We start from the raw sequence: 26,373 nt of genomic DNA, 5'->3' as shown, positions 1-26,373 counted from the left end.
TGTCCTTAATTAAGGGTATAAAAATGTTTCTTAAACTGATATGCTATATCAATAATTAAAAACCTGTATCTAACTGTAAATAAGCTATTTTAAAATTTTTATAGTTTAATCTCTAAATCTCCAGTCAATTTAATATCTTCAGAAGAATTACCAATCTTTACCTTAAACATTCCAGGTTCTACTACAAAATTCATGTCCTTATCATAAATAGCTAAATCTTCAGGTTTTATTTTAAATTCAATCGTTTTTGTTTCATTTGGAGTGAGGCTAACTTTTTCAAAACCTCTTAATACAGATTCATAAGTTGTTACGCTACTTTGCAAATCGCTGATATATAGTTGTACTACTTCATCTCCTGTTACTTTTCCCGTATTAGTAACATCAACAACTATCGAAATTTCTCCCTGATTGAAACTTTGAGATGGATTAATTTTAAGATTTTTAAATTCGAAACTGGTATAACTTAATCCATATCCAAAAGGATATAAAGGTCCATTAACTCTAGTTTTGCCATACCCATTAGGTCCAGAGCTAGGTTGATCTGCCTGAGAACCCTTTTTAAACGGAAAGTTCAATTCAATTTGACCTATGCTTTTAGGGAAGGTAATAGGAAGTTTTCCTCCTGGATTATTCTCGCCAAATAAAGTTTGAGCAATTGCTTTACCTCCTTGAGCACCAGGAAACCATGCTTCTAAAATTGCTGTGAGGTATTTATTCTCCCAATTAATGGTTAAGGGTTGCCCGTTTACCATTACCATAACAATTGGTTTTCCGGTAGCATAAAGTGCTTGCAATAGCTGACGTTGCCTACCTGGTAAGTCTAATCCAGATCTTGACATACTTTCGCCTACTCTTTTTTCATCTTCTCCAACAACAGCAATAACAACATCTACTAATTTAGCTTGTGCAACTGCCTCGTCAATATCTTTTTGTTCTTGAATGGTCAATGGAGTTGGGATGATCTCGCTTTCTGGCCAGGTTGCATCAATAATATCACAACCTTTAGCGTAACTAATTTTCACTTTACCACCAACCTCATTTTTAATTCCGTCTAAAACTGATGTTACTGGATTATTTGAAGGACCATACCTGCTTAATTGATAATTAGTTTGAGTAGCCAATGGTCCTGTTACCAAAATACTTTTTATCTTATTTTTATCTAGCGGAAGAATAGGTTCATTTCCATTATTATAAGGTTGGTTTTTTAAAAGCACCATAGACTCCTTATTAAGTTGCAATGCAAAATCATCATCAGCTTGGGTATGCACTTTTTTATCTGATGCTTTCACATCATCTACATAAGGCTGATCAAATAAACCCAACTTAAATTTAACCCTTAAAACATCAGCAACTCTAGAATTTATAGTCTCCATAGAAACTTTGCCTGTTGAAACAAGGTTTCTAAGAGGAAGAATGTAAGTTTCAGGTAACGTAAAATTGGTGCGTACATTAAGCCCGGCTTCTACGGCCAGCCTTACTCCGTCTTCTGCATCTTTAGCAACATGATGTTTGGTGAATAAAAACTCTACAGCCTCACTATCAGATACTACATAGCCTGTAAAACCGTATTGTTTTCTCAATAATTCTGTTAAAAAATAGCTGCTGCCTGTAACTGGCATTCCGTTCCAATCGTTGTAACTACTCATTACTCCTAAAGGATGAGCCTCTTGGATTACTCTTCTGAAAGGATATAAAAAAAGTTCATGTAATTCTCTTGGTGCAACATGCGGATCTGTTCTTGCATTTCCATCTCTACCACCTTTTGGAGAACTGTAAACGGCAAAATGTTTTAAAGTAGATGCTACTCCATTTTCTTGAATTCCTAAGGTCATTTGCTTCCCTAATTCTGCAATTAAAAATGGGTCTTCGCCATAAGTTTCAACAACTCTTCCCCATCTTGGGTCTCTAGAAACATCTAATATTGGCGCATAAACATTGGTATAACCTAATGCTTTTGCTTCTCTACCCACAATATTTCCTGCAGTTCTTACCATCGTCTTGTTCCAGGTGCTTCCAATATTTATGGGAGAAGGCAAAGGAGTGGCCCTGTCATGATTTAAACCATGAATCCCTTCATTGGTAAAATCTACAGGAATCCCTAATCTAGTTTGCTCTACAAACCATTTTTGTACTTGGTTAATAGCGTCGGCATGTTTGCTGAAAGGAAAAGAATATTCTGATTTTGCTCCAGGATTAAATGGTAAACTGTTTAAATGTTCGTCTATATTGGCAATCCCGTCTTTCCAGATTTCGTTTTTCCACTCTGGTGTTGGTAATTGATCTTTTAAAACCCTTTTATAGCCGTAAAGCGTGGCCATTTGGCAGGTTTTTTCATCCAAATTCATTTGAGAAAGCAAATCATTTACACGGGCATCAATATTTTGTACAGGATCTTCAAAAATATCTTTTTTACCGTTTTTATTAAAATCAATCCATTTATCATGATAGATGGATGAGGTTTTATTTTGCCCTAATCCTTTTAGAGTAAAGCTTAATAAAGTTATTACGATTAATGTTTTTAAAGATTTGTCTCTCATGGATATAAGTAAATAAAAAAAGGCTATATCTTGATTATAAGATATAGCCTTCCTATAATAATTTTATTAGTTTGTAAATTTTTTGCTGATGGTTTCTGAAGCAGTTTGTAATGTCGCAACAAATAATCCTGATTTAAGAACTACGGATAAAGAAATATTATTGTATCCTTTTTCTAGCTCAACAGTTTTATTAAAAACTCTTTTCCCGGCTAGATCAAAAATATTGATAGTACCAGAAGTTTTGTTTGCAGAAAAAATATTCAATTTTACTTCATTAGAACTTTGATTTGCATAAATAGTCATATCAGCAGCTTTAAGACCAGATTCTACCGCTACTATATTTGATTTGGCAGAATTACCATCAAAATCAAACTGGTTTAACTGATAATAATTAGTACCGCTTAATGGGTTTGTATCTGCAAAAGAATAATTTAAGGCAGCATCAGAATTTCCACCACCTTTCATAGTTCCAATTGATGAGAATTTTTTACCATCTACAGAACGAGTGATATCGAAATGAGAATTGTTCTTTTCTGAGGCAGTAGTCCAATCTAATTTAATAGATTCATTATCTTTTTTACCAGTGAAAGAAGTTAACGAAACAGGTAAAGTAGCAGTACCTATTGCGGTGCTCCCTTGTGGCGCCATAGTTACACTTCTAAAAACTGTACCTGCAGTTGCGGTTGCTAAAGTTGCTAATGCAGTTGTTGCTGTTGGAGCTGAAGGGCCAGCTGATGGAGTTAAATAAGTGTCCTTAAAGGTCAAAAGCTTTGATGATTCTGTTCCTGAGCCATCATTTCCCCAAGTTGTAATAAATATGGTAATTTCTGTATTTGCGCCAACTACATTAGCTACACCGGTAATGCTTTTTACCAAAGTTAATTGTGGAGTTGTTGTTAAATTAGTACCTAAAGCAATCCAAGTATCGCCAGCGGTATTGGTATTAAATCTTCTAATTTGATTGTTTGCATCATCGGCTGTGTAAATTACTAATCTGTTGCCTAAAGAAAATGTTACCACTTGATTTGTAGTTGGTGTACCTGATAATATCCTAGTAGAAAATGCCGCTGCTGATCCGGTTGGCAAAGGTGTTTGATAAGATAAAGTACCACTACTACCAATTGGAACTGTTAAATTATTATTAAATATAGAAAGGGTTCTAGGAGAATTTTGCCCTGTTGTGTTTACTTGAGCAGAAGTTGTTCCCCCGATTGTTGCATACTGAACTCCATTTCTAAAACCATTTGCCCAAATGTTTGTGCCATCTACAATAGCAGAACGTGGTGCACCAAGTCCTAAAGTTGCGTCATTTGATAAAGTAGTTGTACTGTTGTAACTAAGATCTGCGGCAACGACACCAACTACTAAACCATCTGTTGTAGTAGGAACTGTTGTGCCAACAGCCGCATTATAACCAAATATGGTAATATATTTTCCATCCTGAGAAAGTGTAGACATTCCTTCTTGCTGATAAAAGCCTGTACCAAGTTTAAGTAATCCTGTTAAACCTTTGTTTAACCCGCTAGTTACCGTAGGTATAGCTCTAGTTTTCACTAAAACCCCTGCAGGTGTATATTCATCTAAAAAGGTAGGTGCTAAATTACCATTAGTATAAGCGCCGCCATCTCCATAGCGATAGACCACAACATTACCTGCGGTAAATTGGGAAAATGCCGAAATGCTTGTAAACAGTAATCCAGAAATGAATAAAAGTAATTTTGTTTTCATGTTTAATTATTTAAAGTTTTGAAAAATTGGTTAATAAAAATTTAAATTTTAGAAATTTAAATGCTATTGAATTGGTTTCGAAATTGGTTATCGAATAAACAAATATGAATAGTAAACCAGTTGTTAGAGGTATTCAGATGTACGCAAATAAGGGTCTGAATGTATTGTTATGTAATTATCGAATAATAGCGTTATGAAGCAGTATTTATAAAGCAAAAAAGTCTCGGTTTTTACTAACCAAGACTTTTATATTATTCTATTGAGTTATTTTTTTTGATTAAAGGATTTTGACAACTTATTGTAATAATCGCTGAGCGTAAAAAAAGCTTTTTTCTTTTTCCCAGTATCAGAAATTAATCCTTTTCTATTCCAAAATTCTTGATAAATAGGGTGAGGTCTTCTAGGAGACCTAAAATCAACCAATATCCAAGGCGTCATTCCTCTTAAACCATCAATGGATGAAAGTATTTTAAACTGACTTTCATAAAGTGCTTGTTGATATTCTTCTGAAAATTTGGTGTCTGCATCTGCATGAAAACCTGCTAACGCATCTCCACCAAACTCGGTAATTACTACGGGTTTTTGATATTTGATATCGAAATAATATTTAGTGATTTCTTTAGGTGTACCTCCCCAATACCATCCTGCATATTCATTAAAACTGGCTAAATCTAGTTTTTCGCCTAAAACATCATCTACAATAACTTTATTTCCATCCCGATGTAATTCTAAAGCTGCAGAAACTAAACGAGTGTTATCTAAAGAACGAGCTCTATCTACTAAATTTCCCATAAATTTATTTCTAGGATCGCTTAACGGAGTTTCGTTTCCTACAGACCAAATTATCACACTTGCCCTGTTTTTATCTCTGGTAATTAAATCTGATAACTGATTTTGCGCATTGTTGTAAGTGTCTGGATTTTCCCAGGCAATAGTCCAATATACAGGGACTTCTGCCCATACTAATAAACCCATTTCATCAGCCAAACGAACCATTTCCTCATTATGAGGATAATGCGCTAACCTCACAAAATTACAGTTTAGCTCTTTTGCCCAAGTAAGTAACATTCTTAAATCCCCTTCAGAACGTGGACGCCCAGGTATCAAAGGGTTTTCATCATGCAAGGAGATGCCTCTTAAAAAGACTGATTTTCCGTTGAGTAAAATATCTTTTCCTTTGGTTTCTATTGTTCTAAAACCAATTTTGTCATTTACTTCATCAGTTTCTGAAGAGATTTTAACCTGGTAAAGTTTGGGGTTTTCTGGCGACCAATAGGTTAATTTTTTTACGGCTTGCTTTATATCAGCATATCCTTTTTCATCCGTGTTTACTGAAAAACTTAAAGCTATCTCAGGGATATTTATGGTAACTTTTTGTGATTTTGTTATGCCATTTAATTGTACAAAACCATCAATAAAATTAGCATTACCTTTTGCTAATTGAACTTTATAATCATGAATATAAGTATCCGGAAGTTCTGCTAAAAACACATCTCGGGTTATACCTCCATAATTCCACCAATCTGTATTAATGGTAGGCACTTCATCTTTTTTACGGGTATTATCTACTTTAACTACCAAAGAATTTTCACCTGCTTTTAATAAATCTGTAACTTCAAATTGAAAAGGAGTAAAGCCGCCTTTGTGCATACCTAATTTTTTACCGTTTAGATAAACATGGCTTTCATAATTTGCTGCTGCAAAATATATTACGTAACGTTTGCCCGTTAATGGTTTGGCCATAAAAAGCTTTCTATACCAAACCGTTCCTTCATAAAGTGATAGTCTTTCTTCTTGTGAATTCCAATCGGCAGGAACTTTTAAAGTAGGAGATTTATCAAAATTATATTCAATTAATTCTGACTTATCTACGCTCCTTTTATCATCGTAATAACCACCGACTTTACTTTTAGACTGATCAAATGCTTCTCTTCTGTAATCGTAAAATCCATTTTCATAAGGATCAATAATATAATTCCATTTGCCATTTAAACTTAAGTTATTACGCGAGGCTATATTTTGAATAATTGGCTGTTGCCCAAAAGATGACAAGAAAAAAAATAAAAATATGGTAAAGAATGAAGAAATTTTAATCATGTTTTGTAAAAGTAGTTGGATTTATATTTAAGATAAAAAGATAGTGATTGCATTATTAACAATCACTATCTTTTATAGTTACTTACCAGCCCGGATTTTGAACTAAAGCAGGTTGTCTGTTAATATCACTTTGTGAGAATGGATAAAAATAGTTTTTGTCTGTAAAAACTCTGTTTTCTACTGTAAATCTGGTATAAGTTAATGCGCCTCCATTGTTGGTGATTCTCATGCCTGTTACCGGCTTGTTAAAAAAATCATCACCTTTTTTCCATCTTCTAACATCAAAAAAACGGTGCCCTTCAAAACATAACTCCACCCTTCTTTCATTTTGGATAAGATCTTTCATTTGGTCTTTATTTAATAATGGGGCATTTATTACTAATAAAGGCAAATTAACTCCACTTCTTCTTCTTACCTGATTTAGATAGGTATAAACATCTGCAACCGGGCCTTGAGCAGCATTTAAAGCCTCAGCATAATTCAACAATGTTTCTGCATATCTAAATAGTACCCAAGGGCGGCGAACATTACTGTTTGCTTGTTGATTCCAAGTTGCCGATTCACTTAAAAACTTACGCATATAATATCCGGTTTTAGTGGCATTAACGTTTCTATCTATACCATCTTTGCCACCTACAAAAGTTTCGACAGCAATGTTTTTAAATAAACGGCCATTATGATTAATAACCAAACCTAATCTTGGATCTCTGCCAGCATAAGGATTTGCTGCGCTATAACCTGATGTTGCATCTGTAATAGGTTTTCCGTTTGCCATACCAAAAGCATCCACTAATTCTTGAGTAGGATTTGTTCTTCCGTTTGCACCATCATAACTAATTGGTGCATTATTGATCTCGATAGAATTTATATTATTAGCACTTGTTGCAAAAATAACCTCGTTATTATAAGCAGCAGCATTAAAGTTAAAAACGTTTGTATAAGAGGTGATAATTTGATGTCTGTTTCTATCGATTAAGGCTTTTGCAGCATCCGCAGCTCTTTGCCATCTGGCTAAATCGTTTGTTGGGTTATATAATGGGCTTGCATCATACAAATATAATCTCGATTTTAAAGCCAAAGCAGCTGTTTGAGTTGCTCTACCACGTTGTGCAGAACTCCATGATTGTGTCCATTCTGGTAAGCGAGCAATAGCCGAATCACAATCTAAAGCTATTTGATTTATACATTCTTGATAAGTGTTTTTTGGAAGATTTAAATCTTCTAACCTATCATAAACTTTAGTGGCTAATGGAATTGGACCATATCTTTTAAATAATTCAAAATGAAATAACGCTCTTAAAAAGTAAGCCTCGCCACGTAGTCGCTCTTTATCAGCAGCAGCAGTTAGCCCATCTAATGGTACAATCTGTGCGGTTGGCAAATTCTTTAGCAAAAGATTAGTTTTTCTAATCCCATTGTACATATCTGCATATCTATTGTCAAAAGTTCTGGTAGGACTCCATGTGCCATTATTAAATATATTAACGGCAGAATTTAGATTAGAATTTACAGCCTCGTCAGATCCAGAAGCTCTTAAAGCGCCACCGCCATCCATATCAAATTCGGCAATTAAGTCATTATAAGCATTGTTTAATACTCCTCTGGCGTAATCATTATTTGCCCAAACTTGTTGTTCAGTAATTTCCCCTTCTGTGGTAAAACTTGTAGAACCGTCTTTTAAATATTTATCTTTTTCGCAACCTATTGCAAGAAAAGCAATAAGTAAGATGATTATATTATAATTTTTTATTTTCATGATCTTATAACTTAGTATTTCTTACTTATATAATTAAAATTTAAGATTTACACCTGCAGAAAATGTAGTGATATATGGGTAATCCGAATTAAAACCTGCAGTTGGGATTTCTGGATCAATAGGTAAATCACCCAACTTACTAAAAGTTAACAAGTTAAAACCACTAGCATAAAATCTTAAAGAATTTAGCTTTAATCTTTTAACCACATTTGAAGAAAGTGTATAACCTAGTTCTAGATTCTTTAATTTCAAGAAATCTCCAGAGCGTAACCAGAAATCGGAATTTTGAGTATTATTACCTCTGTTATTTAATGCAATTAATGGATATTTAGCGGTTGAAGCTGTTGCTGGAGTCCAACTCTCTGGACTAAATTGATTGATATATCCCGCAGAAGCGTCAGTTGAATTAATTAAATTATTAATCTGAATAGTTCTACCAGCAACTCCTTGAAACTGTACCGATATATCAAAATTTGAATATCTAGCACTAGTTCCAAAACCATAATAAGTATCAGGTACATCAGAATAATTTGTCATGATAAAATCTAAATCATCTATCACTCTATCATTATTTTGATCTACATAACGAATATCTCCTGGACGGGTTAATGCTGAAAATCTTTGAGCCGGAGCAGCATCAATTTCGGCTTGTGTTTGAAATAAGCCATCAGAAACCAAAAATCTACGTAAAAAAGACCCTCCTTGTACAACACTTCCAATGTTGAAACCTTTTTGTGTTTGATAAGAAGGTATACCAGCTTCCTCATTTATTTGCAGAATTTTGCTATTTGCTTTAGTGAAATTTCCATTAATACTCACCGTAACTTTATTAAAGGTTTTTTGGTAAGATAAAGCGGTTTCAAAACCTGTGTATTGTGCCTCACCATTATTAACTAATGATAAAGATTGACCAATAACATTAGGCAGTAAATCAGCAGTTAATAAATCCTTTCTGTTTTCTTTAAACACATCAAAATCAACTTGTAAACTTTGGTTAAAGAATTTACCATCAAAACCAATGCTTGATTTTGTAGCTTTTTCCCATGTTAAATTTGGATTGGCTAAAATTACTTCTGCTGCACCAGTTACACCTGTATAGCCAGTACCAAAAGTATAACCTGCTGTACCTCTTGTAAAATAGTTATTATAAGCAAAACGTCTGGTACTTAACTCATCACTACCTACTGTACCGTATGAACCTCGTAATTTAAAGTAATTGATTGCTTTAACTTTGTTTAAAAAGCTTTCTTCTGATACAATCCAACCTGCTGATACTGCTGGAAAAAATCCAAAACGCTGACCAATGGCAAAGTTTTCTGAACCTGCATAAGTACCTACAAAATCGGCAAAGTAGCGTTTGTTGAAATTATATGATAAACGATTAGAAATTGCAGTACGTCTAAAATCTAATCTTCCTGGTGCTGCACTTACTCCTCTTAATAACCTGGTAGAAAAATTAAATCCATGTAACCCGGCAGTTTTATCATAATCTAAACCAGCCCAAAACTCATTATTTCTAACGTTACTATTAAAATCACTTGCTTTGTACTGTAAGGGTGTTTGGTTGCCAAATCTTTGGAATGTACCGCCACTTGCAGGTGCAAATATCTCATAGCTTTGTTGGAAACCATAAGAATAAGCACTTGTAATATCATAGGTATAGAATGCATTTGCAGTTAAACCTTTTAAAATAAAATCTAATTTATGCCTAACATCTAAAGTTGCTAAAAGCGTTCTTGATAAATCATTGTTATTTCCGTTGGCAGTTAACATCCCTAAAGGGTTGTTTCTATAAAGTGAAGATCCGCCAAAGGTTCCGTCTTGATTTAATAATGTAAAAGCATTTGCTGGAGTATTATAAATTGTGTTTAATAAAGTTCCGTTACCAGCCGTATTATATTGCAGATTCTCTACCCTACCGCCTACATCTAATTTTACATCTAAACTTTTATTGATGTGTAAATCTAAATTGGTTCTCAAATTATATCTTCTATAGTTTGAGTTGGTGTTATAATCTGGTGTTTCGGCATCTCTGTATAAACCATCTTGCTTAAACATGCTTAATAAAGTAAAGTATTTTGCAAATGAATTTCCGCCACTTACTGTTGCTACATACCTTTGAACAGGTGCTACATCCTTCACAAAACGATTTACAAAGTTATTATCTGGAAAGTTTATCAAATCAGAACGAGATTGATAAGCATTTAAAGCTGTTTGATCATACACTGCTGGTAAACCACTATTGGCAGATATTTGGTTATACTGAGTTGCGAATTGAAATGCGTTTAATGGACTGGTAATATTTACTGGCGCTTGCACACCGCCTTGAGCATCAAAAGTTACTTTTGTTTTTGCAGCATCACCTCTTTTGGTGGTTACATAAACAACGCCGTTTGCTCCGCTCATCCCATACCATGATAAAGAAGCTGCATCTTTTAAAACACTAATGCCTTCAATTTCATTCAAATCCATATTTACAAAATCACGCTCAACCCCATCAACCAATACAATTGGTGCTTGCCCACTGTTGTATGATGATCTTCCTCTGATCAAGAAAGTTGCATCATCTGTACCTGGGCGTGTACCACTTTGTTTGATATATAAACCAGATAATCTGCCTGATAAAGAATTTGTTAAAGTTGATAGTGGTAATTGAGGTAATTCAGAGCCTTTAATAGTACTGATAGAAGCCGTTAAGTTACGCTTCTTTCTAACTCCGAAGGGGATAAAAACATCATCATCATCTCCTGCATCAATTAAGCTTTCCACCAAAGTAATTACTGTATTATCTAACTCTAAAGCTGGTCTTTTAACTAAATTATAACCTTCTTTTTTAAAATAGATCACATCATTACCGGTAACACTTAAAGAAAACTTACCGTCTTTAGAGGTAACATTATCTCCTGCTCTTTCTTGTATTAAAATGCTTACACCTTCTATAGCTACTCCTTTACTGTTCTTTACAGTACCAGAGATGGTGATTTTACTTTCTGGGTCTTGGGCATAACCGCTTGTAGCAATTAGCACAAGGACTAAAAATGTATAAATTTTTATGATTAATTTCATGTTGTTTCGTTTAATGGTTTAATTCATTTTGGTTTAAAGGACAGCTTATTCCCATCCTGGGTTCTGAATTAATTTACCTTGGCTTTTAAAAAACTCACTGCGTGGAATTGGATACCTATGCATATAATCCAAAAATGTTTTCTGTAAACCAATTGGCAAAAGCACCTTATTATAGGTAAATGACCCATTTGTATTCTTAATCACATCCATACCAAACATGGGTTGTGCAACAATCTCAGGCCCCGCTTTCCATCTTTGTATATCATACCATCTGGAATCTTCAAAAGCTAATTCAACAGCTCGTTCATTTCTAATTCTTTTTCTAAAATCATCCCTATTTTCAGGAACATAACCTGCACCGGCCGGATTAGTAGTTTGCAAGGCAGGCATACCCGCTCTGGCTCTAATAAGATTTAATGCAATTAAGATACTAGCATCTGGACCTGAGAATTCATTTTGGGCTTCTGCATAGTTCAATAAAATTTCTGCATATCTGAAATAGATATAGTTCAATAATGCCGTACCTGTTTTATTTACACCATATACTTCTGGCCACATTTTACGGCTATAATACCTAGTTGCAGTATAGTTGATGGTACCATTGTAATCTCTGCCAAAAGTTCTAGCTCCGGTTGTTGGATTTACCTGAGACCACATTTCTAATCTCCTACCTTGCCAAAAAACATCATTATATAAAATGTTTGCTGCCAACCTAGGGTCTCTATTTGTATATGGTGCTGCAGGATTATATCCCGATGCTGCGTCTGTAATTGGACGACCGGTAGTACTCATCTCATACAAATCCACATGGTTTTGTGTAGGATTTAATTGCCCTGTAATACCACCAGCTGATGGAGGTAATGCAAAATCATAAAAAATATTATCTGTATTTGATCTTGGACCTCTAATCTTCGTCATGATATACTCAGTTGAAGTTGGAACGTTCAAAATATCAGCATAAGTAGCTTGTAAAGAATATTCGTTTAAATCCATTACAGCTTTTGCAGCGTCGGCAGCTAACTTCCATTTGTTTAAATCATTAGCATCATTATTAAGTTTACTGGCTGCATAAAGCAATAATCGAGATCTTAAAGCTTTTGAACTTCCAATAGTAGCTCTACCATTATCAACATTTAAAGTGGTGCTGTAATTTAAAGGTAAAAGGCCATCAGCTGCATCTAAATCTTTTAAGATAAAGTCTACACACTCTTGGTAAGTATTTCTTGGAAAATCATTTACTCCATTTGCTTCTAATCTTTCATCAATTAAAACTACGCCGCCAAATCTTTTAATCAACTCGAAATATAAAAATGCTCTGATAAAGTGCATTTCACCCTCTACCCTGTTTCTTGGGCTATTTACTGCTGGCCAGTTAACACCATCAATTTTTGATAACATGACGTTAGCAATTCTGATACCTGCATAAGACCTAGTATATACATCTACAATATCATTACTAAAACCTGTATGATCATGATAGGTGCCTTGTGTAATGGTACGCACAGCTATTTCAGTATTACCTGAAACTGCCTCATCAGAAAATTGACCGGTAATGGCTCGGTGGGTATTAAAACGAGCGTAATCTTGAATTAAAAAGTTGTAAGCGTTATTTGCATATTGAACTGCCAAAACAGGATCGCTAAAAACACGATCTTCTGATAAATTAACACTTGGTGCTTTATCTAAGAACGCCTTTTTGCAGGAAATTGCCATAAAGGTTACAGCAAAAAGGAATATAAGTTGGTTTATCTTTTTCATGATTTTCGTTTTATAGGGTTACGTTTAAACCAAGGTTATACACTCTTGATGTTGGATAAACCGATTGACGGGAGAAATTACCATTATTGGCGTTGATGTTTTCTGGATCTAAATAAAATTTAAACTTAGTCCAGGTATATAAATTTTGGCCGTTTAAGAAAACTCTTAATGAATTTAATTTTAAAGAGCTTACCCATTTTTGAGGTAAATTCCAGGATAATTCAGTATTTCTAATTTTAAGATAAGCCGCGTTTTGCAATAAAAAATCGTTTAAACGATAATTGCTACTACCATTACCTCTGGCGTGTAATGCTGGCCAAGTTGCTGTAGCTGCTGTTTCTGGCGTCCATCTTTCTAAATGATGATCATATAATTGGTAACCATTATTTTGCTCGGTTAAAATCACATCAGAGCTCACATTTGCAACTCCTTGAAATAAAACTGATAAGCTTACCCCTTTATAAGATAGAGAAGGAGCAAAACTGTAAGTATATTCTGGCAGCCTAGAGAAACCAATTGGCGATGTATCATCAGCAGTAATCACTCCATCACCGTCAATATCTTTATATTTTATATCACCTGGGATTCTTGGGCCTAAAGTGGTGGGTAAATAAGAATTTATATCTGCTAATGATTCATAAAATCCTAAAGTAGTAAATCCATAAAACTGACCTACTCTATTACCAGCTTGCAATCTATTAGCAGGTGTATTAATTGGCTCATCTCTTGTTATGATATTATTTCTTGCAAAAGAAACTTGTGTGTTTAAACCATAATCAAGTTTTCCTATATTATTTCTATAGCTTAATTCAACTTCATAACCTTTGTTATAAACTTCCCCAATATTTAGTGCTGGATAATTTAATCCATAAATAACTTGTCCAGATATTTTAGGGGTTAAAATACTTCTCCTGGTTTCGTCAAATAGGTCTACAGTTAAGGATAGAGAGTTTTTGAAAAACGAACTTTCAAAACCGATGTTTCTTTTAGTTCCAGTTTCCCAAGTAATTAAAGGATTTCCCTCTGCATTACCTGTAACAATTACTGTTGGTGAGGTAACAACAGAAGTTGGGAGTCCAAATCCAATTCCTCCATTTTGAACACTAAAATCAGTTAAAAATAAAAAACGATTTGGAGAATTTACTTGATCATTACCAACCAAACCATAAGAACCTCTAATTTTAAGATTATCTATCCATGTAACCTCTTTCAAAAAATTCTCTTTTGATAGATTCCAACCACCAGAAAATGCTGGGAAAAAACCATATTGAAAACCAGGTGCAAAAGCTTCTGAACCATTGTAAGCCATATTAAATTCGGCAAAATATTTTTCTTTGTAGTTATAAGTGGTTCGATTTACAATACCTTCTGAAGCTCTTGGCGCAGCAAATAAACCAGTACCTTCTACTTGATTTATTTGTCTGGTAGCTAATAATACACTTGATACATTATGACTTCCAAAACTTCTGTTATAATTAAAGCCTAACTGGATGTTGCTATTGATATTTCCACTACTTGTTGATATGATACCACTCAATGGTTCGTCTCTAGTTCTGGCTATATCTAAGGTTATTTCGCCAGTTCTTCTATCTTGCCTATAAGCAGCCCAATTGGCATTTCTTCTGGCATTACTCGTGAAATAAGAATCGTAACCAAATACACTTTTAAAAGACAGTCCCTTTGTTATTCCATCTAATTTATAATTGATATTAAAGGTACTTTCAATAGTATTTGCATCATCTACTCTGGTTCCAAACCGGGTAATAACCGCCAATGGATTCCAAATATTTGTACCAACATCTGCATTTTGCGCTATTCTACCATCGGCTAAAAAAACTGGATAAGCGAAAGATGGAGTTTGTAGGATTCTAGAAATCATTCCTTCTACGTTATCATAAGCAAACGCATTACCGCCTAAACCTGCTGGTTGATATCTTTGACCTAACCTACCGCCTAAACGCACACTCACTTGTAAGTTTTTTGTAAGGTTTAAATCAATATTAGACCTAAAGTTATACCTAGTGTAAGAAGGCGTGGTGCTAAACCCGTATGGAGAATCAAACTTTTTAAAAATCCCGTCTTCAAAAAGGTAACCTACAGAAGTAAAATACTTTATTAGTTTAGTTCCTCCGCTTACGTTTACGTTGTGTTGTGTTTGTAAATAGGCTTTACGTGTTACATACTCAAACCAATTTACATCAGGATAACCATAAGGGTCTGATCCGTCTTTAAATTTTTGTAATTCTTCTGCTGTCCAAGTTTCTGCTCTAGAATCATTTCTATCAGCCTCATTCATTAAAAAAGCATTATCATAAGAACTAACAGCTTTAGGTATACCGGTATAAGTTTGCATACTGGTGTTTCCGCTGTAGCTAATTCTTGGTTTACCTTCTTTACCTTGTTTGGTGGTAACGATAATAACTCCGTTTGCACCCTTTATACCAAATATTGCTGTTGATGAAGCATCTTTTAAAACAGAAACCGTTTCTATTTCATTTGGATCAATATCCCCGAAGCTTGCTCTTTCTATCCCATCAACTATAACAATTGCACCAGTGTTACCATAAGTAGCAGCTCCCCTGATATTAATTACAGCTGCATTATTACCGGGTTGGCCACCTTGTTGTACTGCAGTTAAGCCAGCTACTCTACCCACTAAACTGTTGGTGACGTTAGATGTTGGTGATTTTAAGATCTCTTTTGAGCTTACTGTACCAATAGCTCCTGTTAAGGTAGATTTTTTCTGCTCGCCATATCCTACAACTACAACTTCTGTTAAATCATTAATACTTTCTTGTAAAATAATAGTGAGGTTGTTGTTGGTGCCAACAGCTTGCTCTTTAGTTTTAAAGCCTAAGTATCTAAACACTAATGTGGATTGTGGGTTAGGGACTTTAATACTAAAAATTCCTGATTCGTTAGTAGACACACCACTAGTAGTGCCTTTTACAGATACGCTAACCCCTGGAAGGGAAATACCTGTTTGATCTTTTACTACTCCGGTAATTACAGTTTCTTGTGAAAATGAATCTAAACACAACAAACAAAAAAATGCGAATAATGCATTTTTTAGATAATTACCAAATAGATTACATGTAAAAAGTTTCTTTTTGTAAAGATTTCTCATTTTAATCGGTTTGGTTTAAAAATTGGTTTATTATCTATGGATGATAACTATACAAATATGAATACAAACACCCCAAATGAAGGCGTTAAAACGTACTTATATGAGGGGTAAAACGTATCGAATTGTTGTAAAGAAGGGATACAACAACCAAATTCCACAGAATTTATAAATTTTGACTGCTTTGCCTGGCTTGGAAATTTGAGATATATTCTGAAGGGGAAATATCAAATTGCTTTTTAAACTCTTTACTGAAATGCTTGCGATCATTAAACCCTACCATATAGGCAACTTCTGCGACGGAATAGCTACTGTGTTTAAATAATTCGGCAGCTTTTTTTAATCTCATTTGTTTTATTAAATCTGCTACCGCATATCCTGTTAAAGATTGAACTTTTTTATATAATACCGTCCTGCTCATCCCAATTTCGCTAACTAACTCATTCACATCAAAATTAGAATCCTCTATCTTACTTTCAATAATGTTCATTAATTTGTTCAAAAACTTCTCTTCTGGCGAGACGATACTAATTGGAGAAGGTTGTAAAATAAACTGATGCCCAAATTTCTGTCTCATTACTTCCTGGGCATGTAATAAGTTCTTAATATTTAGCTCAAGGATAGAAGGACTAAAAGGTTTTGAAAGATATGCATCTGCACCTTTAGTTAACCCATCAATTTGATGATTAACAGACGCTTTTGCAGTAAGCAAGACAAACGGAATATGGCTGGTAGATTCATTCAATTTCACATTTTTACAAAAATCTAAGCCATCCATCCCTGCCATCATAATGTCGCTTATAATCAAGTCAGGTATTTCTCGATCCATGGAAGCTAGTGCCTCATTGGCATTTGAAAACTGAATGACTTTATATTTATCAATAAGTATATCTGCAACAAGTTTTCTAACCTCATCATTATCTTCTACCACTAAAACTGTATACTTTTTTGAAATATTTAGGTTTGTTAAAACATTATCATTTTCAAGAGGAATATCTTTATTTGATGTAAATGTTTTAAATGAGTAATTAGAATCAATTTCACTTATCAATTCTTCTTCAGAAAAATGAGTGCTTCCTTTTCTTAATGAAACTGTAAAACTTGTTGTACCATTTAGTTTACCATCACTTTCTAAACTTATCAGTCCTTTGTGTAACTCTACAATACTTTTAGAAAGTGCCAAACCAATACCGCTTCCAATATTATGCCTTCCACGGTCATCAACTTGGAAAAAACTTTCAAAAAGATTGGCTTGCATATCTAATGGAATACCCTTTCCGTTATCTAAAACTTTAATATCAATCCAATCCTCGCCTTTTATACTATTTTCAATAATTAAATCAACTTTACCTCCATCAGGAGTAAATTTAAAGGCATTTGACAATAAGTTAAATAATACTTTTTCTAATTGATTTTGATCAAAATAGATAAGGATAGGTTCTTTTGGTGCAATAAATTGGTAATTGATTTCTTTATCAAGGGCAATTGAAGTAAATGATTCATAAATTTCTTTACAGAATGCTATGATGTCTTCTTGCAAACAGTAAATTTTCATATGTCCTTCTTCTGCCTTTCTAAATTCTAATAACTCAGTTACCAGCTTCATAAGCCTATCTGCATTATTTCTTATGGTGTTTAAAGGCTTAGAAAATTCGCTTGCATTACCACTTCTGATAATTTTATCAATAGGACCTAAGATTAAAGTTAATGGTGTACGAATTTCATGAGAGATATTGGTGAAAAAATCAAGCTTCATTTGATAAAGCTCTTCCCTTCTTGTATTAAGAACATGTTCTAAATACAAATCTCTTTTGAGTCTAGATCTATTTCTAAGAAACCGAAAAACAATTGAAATTATAAAGCTAATAATGATAATATAGATAAGGTAAGCCCACCACGTAGCCCACCATGGAGGAAGAACAATAATTTTTAAACTTTTAATATCATTACCCCAAATTCTATCATTATTGGCGGCCTTAACTTTAAATAGATAACGACCAGGAGGGAGATTTGCAAAGTTAACTACTCTTTGTTTCCCTACGCTTTGCCATTCATCTGCTCTGGCCAAACCTTCTAATTTATAGGCGTATACATTATTATCAGGGTTAATAAAGTTTAAAGCAGCATATTTAATGCTAAATGAGGATTGATCATAGGCTAATTCTATCTTGTTAGTTTCTGTAATAGACATTAATAATGGAGAACCTTTTTCTCCAATTTTAGGTATCTTATTATTTACTAAAAGTTGAGTGATTACTACTTTTGGGGGAGCTGTATTTTTAATAATTTTATTAGGATAAAAAATAGACAGCCCATTTACTCCTCCAAATGCAATTTCATTAGATTTTAATCTTAAACCTGCTTTTGTAGAAAACTGGTTGCTGGTTAATCCGTCATTTGATGTGTATCCTGTAACTATTAAATCATTTTTGTTAAAGGGAACGCTAAATTTTTTAAAATGAATTTTATTTATCCCTAAATCTGTACTTAGCCATAAGTTACCAGCTTTATCCTCAACAATACTATGGATTACATTATCTTTTAATCCTTCGTTTTTTCCAATGTTATAAAACCTTTTTGTGCTTTTTTCAAAATAATTAAGTCCACCTTCTTCAGTACCTATCCATAGTCTGTTTTTAGAATCTTTAAATATCGAATTAACATTACTATTAGAAAGCTGAAATTCTGTTGTTCTTACTTTTTGATAGGTATATAAAACTTTTTTATTTTTTATATCATAATAATTGAGTCCATTTTGTGTACCTATCCAAAGAAAGTTATCCCCATCCTTACATAAAGAAGTAATGAAATTATCAATTAAGCCTTTTTTAATGATAGGATCTTCTTTTGGGATTAAAGGGTAAAATATTCCTTTGGTGTTATTGTTTGGTCTAAAGATTAGACTATTTAAATTGGCGTTATTGTTTGCATCCTTTAGTAATATTAAAGATCTCTCGCCATTGTAAATTACATACATCAATCCTCCTCCATCAGTACCTACCCATACACCATCGCTATCCGGTAGTACGCAGATAATTAAGTTTTCTATTAACCTGCCACTTTTAAGTTTAAAATTATATGGAGTATAGGTTTTATTAGTTTTATTGAAAAGCCCTAAACCATTTAAACTTCCTACCCATAAATTACCTTTACCATCATCAGCTAAGGACCTAATACCTGTAGTAGATGATGTAGAACTTTGTGGATTTATAGAATAGTATTTACTTAGGCTTTTGGCCCTATCAATAAAGTTTAAGCCCCCACCAAAAGTACCTACCCATAATGAGCCATCTTGATCTTCTGTTATTGCATTTACTAAGCCATGGTTAAGCCCTATAGATTTCCCTACACTTTCGCCAATATTTTGGAAGTTAGAGTTTCCTTTATAATAAAAATTGATCCCTCCTGCAAAAGTTCCAATCCAAACACACTTATTTTTGTCTTTCAAAAAACTCCAAATGGTATTATCATTTAAACTATTTGGATCAAGAGGATCATGTTTATAATTGGTAAATATTTGATTATTGGTATTTAAGATACTTACTCCATTTCGCGTTGCAAACCAAATTTTTTCATTTTCATCAATTAAAATATCTTTTACCCAATTAGAAGCGATTGAGTTTTTATTTTCATCAAAAGAATAATGAGTGATTGCATTATCTTTTACAGATGCCTTAAAAACACCTGATAATTCTGTTCCGAACCATAAATTTCCTTTTAGGTCTTGCTTAGTTACATATATTTTATTTAAAGCAAAATCCTTGTTTTGATAAAAATAGGATGGTAAAGCAAGGGTTTTACCGGTTGTAGGATCAAAAAGCTTTAATCCGTTATTTGTACCTACCCATATTTTGTTGTCTTTATCAACAAACAAAGAATGTACACTATAGTCTTTAAAATTAGGATCTTGTGTATTTGACTGAACATCCTCTAGCTTAAGCGTTTGAATATTAAGTTTTTTTAACCCTCCAAATGTGCCTACCCAAATATTTTTCTGCTTATCCTCTACAAGAGAGGAAATATAGTTTCTTCCTCCTTTTATTTCTAATATATTTATCCTAGTAAAGGTTTCAAATTCTCTATTATAAAGATTTAATCCATTAGATGTTCCTACCCAAATTTGATGTTTATTATCCTGTAAAATAGCATTAACCCTATTATTACTGATTGTATTTTTATCTGAGATATCAAAAGAAAACTTTTTTAATTCATAACCATCATATCTGGTTAAACCTTTTAAATTACCAAACCAAACAAAGCCTTCATGATCTTGCAAAATACTTGAAACAGGGCTTTGGGCTAAGCCTTCCTTAAAAGATATATGCTTAAAGTTTAAATCTTGTGCAAAAGGAAAAATAGGTAATAAAATGAATAAAATTGACTTAAAGACAATATCTCTCATAAGTTTAAATACATTTTCAAATTCTTTCAATTTTAAATTTAACCAAAAATTAATACTCTTTTACAGGTAATAATTTTAATCATAAACCTTTATTTCTTTTATATTTTTAATAAGAAATACAATAGTTTAGAATGCAAATTATTTTACAATAAATTGTGACTATATAAAATCGAAGAAACTTAATAAGTTTTAAATGAATTGGTCAGGCCTCAAATTAAAACAAATTTTTCATTTTACACAAGCAACTCTGGTACGAACTTACCTTTTTAAAGTTTTTTGATCTTATTAAAAAACTTTAATCCATATCAATTATAACAGTAATGTAAGGCTAAAAAATTATATTAAATAGAATTTGAACATATGCACCCCTAATTAAGTTTTTTTGACGTCTATTACATGTTAATTTTTTTTGAAGTTTGTATTACCAATTATTCTTTTGAGTTAGGCATGCGCCATACCAAAAGCAAATTTTATTAACCAAACAAATTATCAAATCATTTTAATCAACTTGATAACTTTCATGAAAAAACCATTTTTAGGCTGTAATAAAGAAATTCAGACTAAACCAAAAGCTAAAAGTTTTGAAATTCTTTTAAAGAGTCCTTTATTTATATTTTTTATTTTATTGATAAATACTCCTGGATTGTATGCTCAATCTGTAAATAAAAAACAGAGCATGCTTTATAAAGATCCAAATGCAAAAATTGAGGATAGAATCAATGATTTGATATCAAGAATGACTTTGGAGGAAAAAATTCAACAAACTAACCAATTGACTTATGGTAAAAATGCCAATGCCAACAACATTCAATTAAGTAAGAATGCAACCAGTCCAGAAATTGGTTCATTGATTTATAGAAGCATTAATCCGGTTTTTAGGAACGATATTATGCGTAAAGCGATGAATGAATCTAGATTAGGGATTCCAATTTTGATGGGTTTTGATGTGATTCATGGTTATCGTACGGTTTATCCAATTCCTTTAGCACAAGCTTGTTCTTGGAATCCTCAATTAGTTGAAGAAGCTGCTGCGGTAGCTGCTAAAGAGTCTCGACTTTCTGGCGTTGATTGGACTTTTTCGCCTATGGTTGATGTAGCCCGCGACCCAAGATGGGGACGAGTTTCTGAAGGTTACGGAGAAGACCCCTATGCAAATGCTGTTTTTGGTGTAGCTTCGGTTAAAGGTTATCAAGGTAAAAATCTATCCGACCCATATTCGATAGCTGCCTGTTTGAAACATTATATAGGTTACAGTTTATCAGAAGGTGGCAGAGATTACCGTTATGCGGATGTATCAGCACAAACCATGTGGGAAACTTTTATGCCGCCTTATGAAGCGGGAATAAAAGCTGGTGTAGCAACTGTGATGAGCGCTTTTAACGATATTAGTGGTGTACCTGCTTCTGCTAACAACTATACATTGACAGAAATTTTGAAAGATCGTTGGAAGCATGACGGTTTTGTAGTTTCTGATTGGGGATCAATAGAAAATTTAATTCCGCAAGGTTTTGCTAAAGATAAAAAGGAAGCAACCTTAAAATCTTTTACTGCTGGTGTAGAAATGGATATGGTTGATAATCTTTATGTTGAGAATCTTCCTCAGTTGGTTAAAGAAGGCAAAATATCTGAAGCTCAAATTAACGAAGCGGTAAAAAGAATTTTAAGGTTAAAATTCAGACTCGGTTTATTTGATAAGCCTTACGTGGAAGAGTTGCCAGAAAAAGATCGTTATTATCAACCAGCAAGTATGGCGACTGCCTCAAAATTAGCGGAAGAATCTATGGTTTTGCTTAAAAACAACAACCAAACTTTACCACTTTCAAAATCTATCAAACAAATTGCTTTGATTGGCCCAATGGTTAAAGACAGCATTAATTTAATGGGTTCCTGGGAAGGACAAGGCATTGCGTCTTCTGTAGAAACTTTATATGCTGGTTTTACCAAAGAATTTAAAGGCAAAGCAACACTTAATTATGCCAAAGGTTGTGCATTTGATGGCGACGATGAAAGTGGTTTTGCAGCAGCATTAGCAATTGCACAAAAATCGGATGTGGTTATCATTTGCATGGGCGAAAAAAAGGGATGGAGCGGTGAAAACGCAACCAGATCTACCATTGCTTTACCAGCCATCCAAGAAAAATTAGTTGCCGAATTAAAGAAAACTGGTAAGCCAATTATCTTGATTTTATCTAACGGTAGGCCAATAGAATTAGGAAGATTAGATAAATCTGCGGATGCAATGCTGGAAATTTGGCAACCTGGAATTGCTGGAGGTAGCCCGGTTGCAGGTTTAATTTCTGGCAGGTTAAATCCATCAGGAAAATTAGCCATCACTTTCCCACTTACTACAGGTCAAATTCCTACTTATTATAACATGAGAGAATCTGCTAGACCTAAATTAGGCGGCTATCAGGATATACCAACAGCGCCAATGTATTGGTTTGGTCATGGTTTAAATTATACCAATTTTACTTATGGCAAGGTTATTCTTTCTAATGCTTCAATTAAAAAAGACGAAAAAATAACAGCTTCTGTAGAAATTACAAACAGCGGTAAAATGGACGGTAAAGAAACTGCTTTATGGTTTATTGCTGATCCGGTTGCTTCTATTACTCGCCCAGTTAAAGAGTTGAAGTTTTTTGAAAAGCAGAGTTTAAAAGCGGGAGAAACAAAAACATTCAAGTTTGAGATTGACCCAATGAGAGATTTAAGTTTCCCAGATGCAAATGGCATGCGCCATTTAGAGGCAGGAGATTTTTATCTTATGATTAATGATCAAAAAGTAAAATTTGAAATAGTAGACTAATATCAAAAAACACCTAATTAATTATGAGTTCATTTTTAAAAAAGATAAAATATATCAGTTTATTATTAGCGCTGATATTACAGCAGCTTAATCTTAAAGCACAAACTGTTAACAAAATAGAGAGTTTAATTTCTAAAATGACCTTGGAAGAAAAGGTTGGCCAAATGACAAATCTCACCATTGGAAGAATTGCCAGCGAAGTTGGTGATTCTTTAGTGATAGATAAAGAAAAATTGAGAGATGTAATGCTTACGCACAAAGTAGGCTCTTTTCAAAATGTGATTGGTCATGCTTATTCTTTACAGAACTGGCATAACATGTTAAATGAGATTCAGACCATCAACATGAAAGAATCAAGGCTAAAAATCCCTTTACTTTATGCAATTGATGCCGTTCACGGCGCAGATTATACTTTAGGATCAACCATATTTCCTCATAACTTGGGCTTAGCCGCCAGCAGAAACACGGATTTAGTAAAATTAGCGGCTCAAATTACCGCAAAAGAAGTAAGAGCAAGTGGAATCCGTTATAATTTTTCTCCTGTTTTAGATGCAGGCCGACAAGTACTTTGGCCACGTTTAGCAGAAACATTTGGCGAAGACATTAACTTGGTTACAAAAATGGGCTTGGCAGAAATAGCAGGTTATGAAGGAACTGATTTAAAAAGCATCAATTCTGTTGCTGCTTGTATGAAACATTTTATTGGCTATTCTTCCCCAACATCTGGCAAAGACCGTTCATCAGCATTAATTCCAGACATTACGCTTAGAGAATTCTTTTTACCATCGTTTGCTGCGGCTGTAAAAGCTGGTACAAGAACTGTAATGGTAAATTCTGCCGAAGTGAACGGCATTCCTGTACATGCCAGTAAATATTTATTGACTGATGTTTTAAGAAAAGAATTAGGTTTTAAAGGAGTCGTAATTTCTGATTGGGAAGACGTTAAAAAACTAACTGAAAGACATCGCATTTCAACTTCATATAAAGAAGCCGTATTTGCTTCTGTTGATGCCGGCATTGATTTATGTATTGTACCTATGGATTTGGATTTCAGCAAATACTTAATAGAATTGGTTCAAGAAAAAAGAATTCCAATTGCTAGAATTAACGAATCTGTAAGAAGAGTTTTACAGTTAAAAGAAGATTTAGGATTGTTTGACAACCCTTATGTAGAACAAGAAGCTATTAAAAACTTTGCTCGTCCAGAATATCAAAACACTGCTTTAGATGCAGCAAGAGAAACAATTACACTGTTAAAAAATAAAAACAATGTACTTCCGCTATCAAAAGATAAAAAGATATTTATAACTGGCCCGGGTGCAAAATCATTAACTACATTAAATGGCGCCTGGACTTATTCTTGGCAAGGAACCAATCCTAATTATTTCTCTAAAAGACAGTTAACCATCACACAAGCTATCCAACAAAAAGCGAAAAACATTTCTTATGCTTTAGGAACTGATTTTAAAGGCGGAAAGGATGAAATTGCTATGGCTGTTGAAGCCGCTAAAGATGCTGATGAAATTATTGTTTGTTTAGGAGAAGATGCTTACGCAGAAACTCCTGGAAATATTGAAGATTTGGAATTGCCAGAAAACCAATTGAAATTGGTTGTTGAGTTGAGTAAACTGAACAAGCCAATTATCGCAGTATTTACAGAAGGCAGACCAAGAATTATCAGAAAAATTGAACCTCTTTTAAGTGGGATTATATTAGCCTACTGGCCTGGCGAAAAAGGTGCAGATGCCATTGCAGATGTTTTATTTGGTGATTACAATCCATCAGGGAAGCTGCCAATTACTTATCCAAAATATCCTAATTCTTTAATTACTTACGATCATAAATATTTAGATGAGGTTTTTGAAAGTGCTGCTCCTCAAATTTATTCAGAAGAGTTTTACCCTCAATTTCCTTTTGGATTTGGTTTAAGTTATACCACTTTTGACTATAGCTCAATTAGTTTTTCGGCTGATAAACTTAAAGCAAATGGATCAATAACCGTTAAAGTAACCATCACCAATTCAGGAAAAATAGCCGGAAAAGAAACTGTTGAAATGTACAGTTCTGATTTAATTGCATCCATTACTCCATCCGTAAAAAGATTGAGAGATTTCACTAAAATTTATTTAGAACCGGGACAATCAAAAGTAGTAACTTTCAAATTATCAGCTAAAGATTTAGCTTTTGTAGGTAAAGATTTAAAATGGAGAACCGAGGCTGGAGATTTTAATATCAGCATCGGAAATCAAAAGAAAACACTGATTTACAGCGCTCAATAAGCTTAAAAAATTAAATAAAAATGAGACTTAAAAAATTTGGTTATTGGTTTGTATTAGCAACTTGCTTATTCAGCATGCAATCATCGGCGCAAGCCAAAAAACAATTTAACGCTTTATTAATAACAAAAACTGCCGGCTGGCATCACGAATCTATAAATGATGGTGTTACTGCAATTAAGGCTTTAGCAGAAAAAAACTATTTCAATTTAACCTGGAATCAAGACGGAGTACCAATTACCGAAAAATACCTTCAAAACTTTCAGGTAATTATATTTTTAAATACCACAGGCGATATTTTTAATAATGATGAACAAAAAGCTATTGAAAAATTCATCCAATCTGGGAAAGGATATGTGGGTATTCACAGCGCATCTGATACGGAATATGGCTGGCCATGGTACACTCAATTGGTGGGTAGAATGTTCCATATTCACCCGGCAATACAAACAGCAAAATTAAGACTCACCAATAATAAATTTACTGGTTTAGAAGGTTTTACTGATGGGCAATTATGGACTGATGAATGGTATGAGTTTGGTGCAGAAACCACAAAGGGACTTAATTATATACTTGCAGTTGACGAATTAAGCTATAAGCCAAATGCAGAATGGGGAGATAGAAATTTAAAAGGTGTAGGCATGGGAAATTTTCATCCGATTGCCTGGTACCACGAATTTGACGGCGGAAGATCTTTTTACACCGCCTTAGGTCATCAACCAACCGATTACTCATATACAGCTTTTTTAAACCATGTGTATGCTGGTATTTATTGGGCTGCAACCGGTAAAAAATAATGTTAATCAGATAAATATAATTGATC

At 33.7% G+C, this 26,373-nt stretch carries 11 protein-coding genes; 3 read left to right on the top strand and 8 right to left on the bottom strand.

The window, feature by feature from the left end; all coding sequences use genetic code 11:
* Positions 1–98: 98 nt before the first annotated feature.
* The 8 genes from A5893_RS05315 to A5893_RS05280 all read right to left on the bottom strand — a co-directional run bounded on the left by A5893_RS05315 (position 99) and on the right by A5893_RS05280 (position 20,468).
* Positions 99–2,537: a glycoside hydrolase family 3 N-terminal domain-containing protein gene (locus A5893_RS05315; RefSeq protein WP_068821524.1), complete on the bottom strand. Its 2,439-nt coding sequence runs from the start codon at positions 2,535–2,537 to the stop codon at positions 99–101.
* Between the two features lie 66 nt (positions 2,538–2,603).
* Positions 2,604–4,265: a T9SS type A sorting domain-containing protein gene (locus A5893_RS05310; protein ID WP_068821523.1), complete on the bottom strand. Its 1,662-nt coding sequence runs from the start codon at positions 4,263–4,265 to the stop codon at positions 2,604–2,606.
* Positions 4,266–4,529: 264 nt separating this feature from the next.
* Positions 4,530–6,362: a glycoside hydrolase family 2 protein gene (locus A5893_RS05305; protein WP_068821522.1), complete on the bottom strand. Its 1,833-nt coding sequence runs from the start codon at positions 6,360–6,362 to the stop codon at positions 4,530–4,532.
* An 82-nt stretch (positions 6,363–6,444) separates the two neighbouring features.
* Positions 6,445–8,118, bottom strand: a complete 1,674-nt coding sequence (locus A5893_RS05300) for a RagB/SusD family nutrient uptake outer membrane protein (protein ID WP_068821521.1) — start codon at positions 8,116–8,118, stop codon at positions 6,445–6,447.
* Positions 8,119–8,151: 33 nt separating this feature from the next.
* Positions 8,152–11,184: a SusC/RagA family TonB-linked outer membrane protein gene (locus A5893_RS05295; RefSeq protein WP_068821520.1), complete on the bottom strand. Its 3,033-nt coding sequence runs from the start codon at positions 11,182–11,184 to the stop codon at positions 8,152–8,154.
* A gap of 45 nt (positions 11,185–11,229) precedes the next feature.
* Positions 11,230–12,942, bottom strand: coding sequence for a RagB/SusD family nutrient uptake outer membrane protein (locus A5893_RS05290; RefSeq protein ID WP_068821519.1), 1,713 nt, complete (start codon positions 12,940–12,942; stop codon positions 11,230–11,232).
* A gap of 10 nt (positions 12,943–12,952) precedes the next feature.
* A complete protein-coding gene (locus A5893_RS05285) occupies positions 12,953–16,069 on the bottom strand; it encodes a SusC/RagA family TonB-linked outer membrane protein (RefSeq protein ID WP_068821518.1) in 3,117 nt (1,038 codons plus the stop codon).
* 163 nt (positions 16,070–16,232) lie between these two features.
* Positions 16,233–20,468, bottom strand: a complete 4,236-nt coding sequence (locus tag A5893_RS05280; protein WP_068821517.1) for a hybrid sensor histidine kinase/response regulator transcription factor — start codon at positions 20,466–20,468, stop codon at positions 16,233–16,235.
* A 520-nt stretch (positions 20,469–20,988) separates the two neighbouring features.
* On the opposite strand from A5893_RS05280, the gene A5893_RS05275 reads away from it, so the two are divergent.
* From A5893_RS05275 to A5893_RS05265, 3 genes are read left to right on the top strand one after another with little or no spacing between them, the layout of a single operon-like run.
* Positions 20,989–23,274, top strand: coding sequence for a glycoside hydrolase family 3 N-terminal domain-containing protein (locus A5893_RS05275; protein WP_082911341.1), 2,286 nt, complete (start codon positions 20,989–20,991; stop codon positions 23,272–23,274).
* Between the two features lie 23 nt (positions 23,275–23,297).
* Positions 23,298–25,553 (top strand): glycoside hydrolase family 3 N-terminal domain-containing protein, encoded by a 2,256-nt coding sequence (locus A5893_RS05270; protein ID WP_068821516.1) that lies wholly within the window; start codon positions 23,298–23,300, stop codon positions 25,551–25,553.
* Positions 25,554–25,573: 20 nt separating this feature from the next.
* Positions 25,574–26,347 carry a ThuA domain-containing protein gene (locus A5893_RS05265; protein ID WP_068821515.1) on the top strand — a complete coding sequence of 258 codons (774 nt, stop codon included), beginning with the start codon at positions 25,574–25,576 and terminating at the stop codon, positions 26,345–26,347.
* Positions 26,348–26,373 lie beyond the last annotated feature (26 nt).

The organism is Pedobacter psychrophilus, assembly GCF_001652725.1.
Lineage (GTDB): Bacteria > Bacteroidota > Bacteroidia > Sphingobacteriales > Sphingobacteriaceae > Pseudopedobacter > Pseudopedobacter psychrophilus.
Note: the sequence above shows the minus strand (reverse complement) of the source record. Positions and strands in the feature narration are given on the sequence as shown.